This window comes from Hydrogenophaga sp., from assembly GCF_041633695.1.
Lineage (GTDB): Bacteria > Pseudomonadota > Gammaproteobacteria > Burkholderiales > Burkholderiaceae_C > Hydrogenophaga.
In genome coordinates this window covers 1-3,830 of record NZ_JBFJMY010000399.1, presented here as the reverse complement: position 1 = coordinate 3,830, position 3,830 = coordinate 1, and the positions used below count along the sequence as shown (strand labels likewise).

Annotated in this window: 3 protein-coding genes and 1 pseudogene; 2 read left to right on the top strand and 2 right to left on the bottom strand. The window is 69.3% G+C overall.

The annotated features are described in order from the left end of the window. Window positions 1-19: 19 nt before the first annotated feature. Window positions 20-787, top strand: a complete 768-nt coding sequence (locus ABYB95_RS18900; RefSeq protein WP_372660370.1) for a biotin--[acetyl-CoA-carboxylase] ligase — start codon at window positions 20-22, stop codon at window positions 785-787. Further along, window positions 781-1,581 carry an SPOR domain-containing protein gene (locus ABYB95_RS18895; RefSeq protein ID WP_372660367.1) on the top strand — a complete coding sequence of 267 codons (801 nt, stop codon included), beginning with the start codon at window positions 781-783 and terminating at the stop codon, window positions 1,579-1,581. Before ABYB95_RS18900 ends, ABYB95_RS18895 begins: the two co-directional genes overlap by 7 nt. Before the next feature lie 29 nt (window positions 1,582-1,610). Here ABYB95_RS18895 and ABYB95_RS18890 read toward each other — a convergent pair whose 3' ends face one another. Then, the gene (locus ABYB95_RS18890) at window positions 1,611-3,581 is read right to left on the bottom strand and encodes a S8 family serine peptidase (RefSeq protein ID WP_372660364.1); all 1,971 of its coding nucleotides are present in this window, start codon (window positions 3,579-3,581) and stop codon (window positions 1,611-1,613) included. A gap of 62 nt (window positions 3,582-3,643) precedes the next feature. Further along, a pseudogene (locus tag ABYB95_RS18885) lies at window positions 3,644-3,830 on the bottom strand (type I glyceraldehyde-3-phosphate dehydrogenase); the annotation flags it as partial.

Here is a 3,830-nt window from a genome sequence, read left to right as displayed (position 1 = left end):
GAGCCGCCACGCCGAAGCCATCTGGCAGGCGATAGCGCCCGATCTGCCCGGCTTCACGGTCGAAATTCTGCCCAGTGTGGACTCCACCAGCACCGAGCTGATGCGGCGCGTGCGCGCTGGCCTGGTGGAACCCGTGTTGCTCGCCGCCGACGAACAAACCGCCGGGCGTGGCCGCATGGGCAGTGGTTGGCACAGCCGGGCCGGGCACTCGCTCACGTTCTCGCTGGCCCTGCCACTCGCCCCTTCGAGCTGGGCCGGTTTGTCGCTGGCGGTCGGTATCAGTCTGGCCAACAGCCTGCACCCGGACCTGCGCCTGAAGTGGCCCAACGATTTGTGGCTGCAGCAGCGCAAACTGGGCGGCATTCTGGTGGAGACGGCCAGCACCGGCAAGTCCAGCGACGGTGGCCGCTTCGTGGTGGTGGGCGTGGGCCTCAACATCGCCCGACCCGAAGCCGCCGCCATCGGCGTGCACGCCGCGTCCAAACCGGTCGCGCCCATGCCACCGGCCGGGCTGTCCGAGCTGCTGACCGGCCTGACCGTGGGCGAGGCCCTGGAGCGGGTGGCCGCGCCACTGGTGCGCGACATACGGTCCTTTGAGTCGCTGGGTTTTGCCGCCTTCGCCCAGCGTTTTGCGGCACTGGATGCGCTGCGCGACCAGGTGGTGTCGCTGTCCGACGGCAGCCAGGGCACGGCCTGTGGCGTTGACGGACAAGGCGGTCTGCTGGTGATGACCGCCGACGGCATGCGCACCGTGACCAGTGCCGAAGTGGGTGTGCGCCCATGTTGAGACTGGTCATCTGGTTGCTGGTACTGGCCAACGGCGCCTATTTCGCCTGGACACAGGGCTATCTGGCGGCTGTGGGTTTTGCCCCCGTGGAGCAGCGCGAACCGCAACGGCTGAAGGGCGAGCTGCGGCCCGAGACCCTGCGCCTGCTCAACAGCCCCAACCCGCCGAGAGCGCCTGAGGCGACCACCGTGGTCCAGGCCCCGCCCGCACCCACCGTCGCACCGTCCGCACCAGCTACCGCGCCTGCCAGTGCACCGGAAACACCACCGGTCACGGCCAGCCCAGCCGCTGCGCCCCCCCAGCCCACACCGCCCCCGGCGCCTGAACCCGCGAGCGCCCTGGCGGCTGCCGAGAAAAAAGCCTGCTGGCAGGCCACCGGCTTCACCGAGGCGCAGGCCGACACCTTGCGCGCCGCCCTGGCCTTGCAAGATGTGCCGGTGCGCTGGCAGCTCACCGAATACCGCAGTGGCGGGCGCTGGATCGTCTACATGGGGCGCTACGACAACAACGAGCAACTGGAGCGCAAGAAGGCCGAGCTGCGCGAACTCAAGGTGGACTTTCGCGAGGTCACGGGCGCAGGCCTGTCACCCGGCTTGGCCTTGGGCACCTACTCCACAGAAGCCGCTGCTCAGCAGGCTTTGCAGGCGGTTGGGCGCTCGGGCGTGCGCACCGCCCAGGTCGCGCAAGACCGGGCCGAGGCGGTGGGCTTCACCCTGAAGCTGCCTTCGGTCACCACCCGCCAGCGCGATGCGGTGGCGGCTCTGGCCGGCAAAACGCTGCAATCCTGCAACTGAGGCTGAGGCAGCACCCGCCGCGCCTGGGATCAGCGCCGGGGGGTGTTTTGGACCCAGCCGGGTCGGTACACGGAAACCGCCAAACCCAGCAGCCAGAGCCACAGGCCCACACCCCACATCCAACCCCAGGCGCCACCGCCGCCATTGGTCGGCCATGCGGTGCCCACCGCCACGGTGTCTTCGCCGGTGCGGCCTTGGTCGTCGGTCACGGTGAGGCGGAATTTGTAGCTTGCCAGCTCGCCCGCCAGCGTGACCTGGGTCTGGGCCGCTTGGGGCGCTGGCAGCACCACCGTAGGCCCTTCCAGCTGCTGCCAACGGTAGGCCACGATGCTGGAGCCCGGAATGCCCGCGCTCTTGGAGCCGTCGAGCGTGATCTGTGCGGCGGGCGCCACCGTGCCAATGGCCGCGATCACCGCCGCCGGTCCAGTGGCCAGTTGCAAGGCCCGGTCGGCGTCCAGCAGGCCGGCGCCACAGGTGCTGGTGGTGCAATTGCAAGCCTGGGTATGGGTCGCGCCGCAGCTGCCGTAACCACCCAGGGACTCGTGCGGTCGCACCCCCGCTTTCATGCGGGCCGCCAGTTGGTCTGGCGACAGCGCCGGGTTGACCGCCAGCATCAGACTGGCCACACCGGCGGCCAGGGGCGCGGCAAAGCTGGTGCCTTGTTTGAGGCCATAGGTGTTGCTGCCCGGCGTGGTGGCGCCGCTGTTGTAGGTTGAGAGCAGCAGATTGTTCGGGTAAGAATCGGTGGAGCCACCGGGCACCGACAAAGCCACTTGCGCACCAAAACTGGAGTACTCGGCTTTGGCCCCGTCTTTGCGCACCGCCGCCACCGCCATGACACGCTGGCAATCGGCCGGCCGGGCCAGGGGGCCGCTGCCGTTGCCCGCCGCCACCACCACCAAGGCGCCGGCCTGGTGTACCGCATCAAAAGTATCCTGGTAGGCCTTGGAACAAGGCGCGTCGCCGCCAAAGCTCAGGTTGATGATGCGCGCCGGCCGGGTATTGGTCGGCGCGCCGGACACCGGCAGGCCAGCGGCCCAGCGCACGCCATCGAGCAAGTCGTTCACCATGGCGCCGCACTTGCCCGCCACCCGCACGGGCAAAATCTGGGCCGCCCAGTTCAGGCCGGACACCCCGGCGCCGTTGTTGCTGGCCGCCGCGATCTGCCCGCTGATGAAGGTGCCGTGCCAGGAGCTGTCGTTTTTCGGGTAGGGGGCCGGGCTGGTGCCGTCCCAGGTGCATTGGTAAAACGGGCCTTGCGCGTTGTTGGACTCGGCCGCCGTCACCCAATCCCCCGGATCGCTGGGGTCCGCATCCCGGCCACCGCCGTCGTTGGCCATGTCGACATCGCTGACCATGTCGTAGCCCGGCAACAGACGGCCCGCCAGATCGGGGTGGTCCATGCGCACGCCGGTGTCCACCACCGCCACCACCTGACCGGCCGACCCAGTGCTGCGCGCCCAGGCCTGCGGCATCCCCATGCCAGCAGGATTGCTCAGGTCGGGCGTTTGCAAATGCCACTGTCGTGTAAACCCCGGGTCGTTGGGGACCACCGGCACGGCCTGCGCAAGCGGCACCCGCACATTGGGTTCGACCCAGGCCACGTCGGGGTCCAGGCGGGCACGGCGCAAGGCGTTTTCCAGTGCCACACCGCGCAGCGGATGCTCGAAACGCAGCAGCTGCGCGCTGCCCGCCTCACCCGCACTCTGCATCGGCAAGCCGGCGTCGCGCGCCAGCCGGGCCACGCGCTCGCGGCCGTCGCGGCTGGCGCGGGCCCATTGCGCCTTGGCGCGCTCGCCGGGCGATGCCCAGGGACCGGTTTCCTGTGGCGCCACCCGGGTATCGGGCTGGGGCTTGAAACCAATGATCAAGCCCGTGGCCAGGGCACCAGGGCCGCCCTGCGCCAAGACGCAAGGGGAGAGGGCGATCAGGCCCGCCAGCAGCAGGCCGCCACGCAGGCGGTTGGAAATGAAAAATCGGCGCATGCCGGTTTGTAGCATGCGCCGATCTTCGGTTCGTGGAAAACCCGACGGTGCGCGCGCGGCGCCCGCCCACCGGCGTTTTAGCCGGCCACCACGCGCACCATCTCCAGGCACTTGTTGGAATAACCCCACTCGTTGTCGTACCAGGCCACAACCTTCACAAAGGTGCTGTCCAGCGCGATGCCGGCGTCGGCGTCGAACACGCTGGTGCAGGTCTCGCCACGGAAGTCGGTCGCCACCACCTTGTCGGTGGTGTAGCCCAGCACG

Coding starts and splice junctions, on each gene's coding strand:
- ABYB95_RS18895 (WP_372660367.1), top strand. CDS start 781: ATGTTGAGACTGGTCATCTGGTTGCTGGTACTGGCCAACGGCGCCTAT.
- ABYB95_RS18890 (WP_372660364.1), bottom strand. CDS start 3,581: ATGCTACAAACCGGCATGCGCCGATTTTTCATTTCCAACCGCCTGCGT.